The 2,555-nt window shown below is 39.2% G+C and carries 2 protein-coding genes; one reads left to right on the top strand and one right to left on the bottom strand.

What is annotated here, in order from left to right:
* Nucleotides 1-164 precede the first annotated feature (164 nt).
* A complete protein-coding gene (locus tag WA010_RS07120) occupies nt 165-710 on the bottom strand; it encodes a hypothetical protein (protein ID WP_422556440.1) in 546 nt (181 codons plus the stop codon).
* A gap of 1,494 nt (nt 711-2,204) precedes the next feature.
* Here WA010_RS07120 and WA010_RS07115 point away from each other — a divergent pair.
* Nucleotides 2,205-2,555 (top strand): hypothetical protein (locus WA010_RS07115; RefSeq protein WP_422556439.1); only part of this gene is annotated, 351 nt, incomplete at its 3' end.

Here is a 2,555-nt window from a genome sequence, read left to right as displayed (position 1 = left end):
CTAAAGCTGTCATTGGCGATGGGCTATAATTCTGTAAGTGTTGTATCTTGTGCTGAAATTTACCATCGAAAAATTCATTTCAATATAGAACACTTAGTTAAAATTGCTCACATCTTACAAGTTGATGTAAAAGACTTTTTTGAAGGCATAGAGCCATAAAGCTTCTATCCATCGATAAAGTTCCTCCCCAACCTCCAAAAATAAACCTGATAATTTGCCGAAGCCACCAAGCCGATTATGACAATATCGATGTAGTTAATACTTTGATAAACATCACTTAAAGTTCGACCGAAAACTTTAATCATAATCAGTTCAAACGTGACGAAAGCGATTAGAATCACCGTCCCTAGTAATTCCTCAAAATATATCTGAACGAGTTTGACCAGTCCGACAACTACCGCCATTTCAACCGCCACCTTAGTGAGTCCAACGGCTTGAATTTGTTCTATCAGTGGATGCCAAATATCCAACAGTGAAAAAATGAAGGTGTAAAAAAGCCCCTCGATTAGAAAAAGGTCTGCATCTTCCCCAAACGCAAAGTAAAGCACTTGATACATTGAAAGCCAAATTAAGACGGCGAAAATCAGATTTCCAGTGAGCGGAATGTTTAAACTGTCTTTGATGAAATAAAAGCCGATTGCGCTTATTGTTGCTATCACCATAATAATCGGGTTGAACCCCTCTTGGGGGCGTCTCATTTTAAAAATCATTTTATCCTCCTGTTTTTTACGAGAGTTTTTCTTTGTGAGTGAGCTTATCTTTTTGCCTTTCCTCAAATTTTTAGAAAGAACAAAATCTCAACTCTCACAAAGAGTTTTTCCCCGTTTCGTTTCGCTTATCTGACAGACGATTTTTCAAAACTTCTGAGAATGAGATTAGATACCTCTAACCGTTTTGTCAGAAATTTTGAGAATAAAATCAATGGAAGAAAAGTGATAGAAATGGGGTTACAAAAGAGTGTGAGTTGGGTTTTTGTGAATTTCGGTGCGGAAATTTGAGTTTTTTGCATATTTCGACGCAAATTTAACTCTTTTTGCATTTTTTGCAAAAATCTTTCTATAACCCTATATCCCTTTGAAAAAGGGTTAAATTTTAAAGAAAGGAGAGAGATGCAAACAGCGCAACAGCGCATTAGAGAAATTCCACAGTGAATTTCGAGATAAGTTCGTACTTTTTTAAAAGTACGCCACCGTATTAATGGAATATAGAAAAAACTACATGATTTTTCTGTATCCATTAGATAAATAATTAAACCGATTTAGCCAAATTCAAAAATTCGCAGGGGGAACATATTGCCAAATAGAGTTCCCCTGTCATATCACCAATGACTGACTGCCAATCAGTCACGTAGATATGGCTTGTGCGGCTACATGTATTGAAAGATACTTGTGTAGCTGAAAAGAGGGCTGTTTCGCTGAAATGCGAGGCTTCTACTCAATTCGATAAAAAGGTTACTATAAACGCATACGTGTTTGAAAAAAGGGCTGTCTTGAAAACAAGGTTTCCACTGATTAAAAGTAATGAATATGGGCGACTGTGAAATAGTGCTAAAACACCTAAAAAGTTTTAGTGCTCGTTTATGTTGAAGTGGTGAAAATCCACCGTGCGGAGATATGCCGAAAGGGTATTACGCACGCAGAGGCGGGGAGGCATCAGAGGAAACTCGAAATGCTAAATAGCTCAACCGTTAAAGGGCTGTGATTATTATAGGTATCACAGTTAAAGCCGCAGGTCACGAATGCGGCAACTCTGTTAAGTTCTTCTATGGTTAAAAAACCTAACTGCTCGGAACCACATAGACCGATTGAAAGCTGAACATTGTTCAGAGAGTAAATGGGAGCTTCTATATTCTGCCCAAATCATTAGATTTAAAGGGTATGTGGGGATATGCGAGACCTAATGAAGAAATGACAACATAAACTAAACAGGCAAGGGCGTAGCGAGTAATGTCGCCGTCTGAGAGGTACGTTGATTAGAGTTTGAGAAACGATGCAGGGGTGTTGTGTCGGTTTGAGTGCGTAGGTGTGGCAACCTCCATAAAAGCACACTTTAAAGGCGTTGCAAGGCGGAAATTTGAATTTGGGGTGGCTCCCTACATGCGGAAAAACCGTGTCGTGGCTCTTGGCGGAGTCGGTCGGCACAGGTCGGTTATTATAGTTATCCCCATTTTGGGCTTCTTTTTAACCCAAAAAAGGAGGTCTATCATGGACACAACAACAAAACAACTCTACTTGGTCGCCAACTGGCAAGCACTTATGCAACAACTCGTATTTTTAGCGGGTCAAGGATATAGCTATTATTATGTGGCGTATCTGCCAACAGAAAAAACGCATAAATTCCCCGCAATCGATGCTAAACTGATAGCAAAGTATCAAACCAACGTCTCGAAGTATCAGCGTTACCGTTTCAAACAAAAAAATCGAGCTAACTTCATTTATCTACGATGGGAACATATCGCCGTCATACTTCATACAAACGGAGATATTCCAGTGATTGAGGGGATGGACGCATTTAAAAGTATCAAAGATAGCCCTATTCCTATACAGCTCTCTAAG

The sequence above is a fragment of the Sulfuricurvum sp. genome, from assembly GCF_049305995.1.
In the GTDB taxonomy this organism is placed as follows: domain Bacteria; phylum Campylobacterota; class Campylobacteria; order Campylobacterales; family Sulfurimonadaceae; genus Sulfuricurvum.
This window is presented reverse-complemented; position numbering and strand designations above follow the sequence as displayed.

What these genes read in the sequence shown, in the direction of transcription:
- WA010_RS07120 (WP_422556440.1), bottom strand. Translation starts at nt 710, where the DNA reads ATGATTTTTAAAATGAGACGCCCCCAAGAGGGGTTCAACCCGATTATT.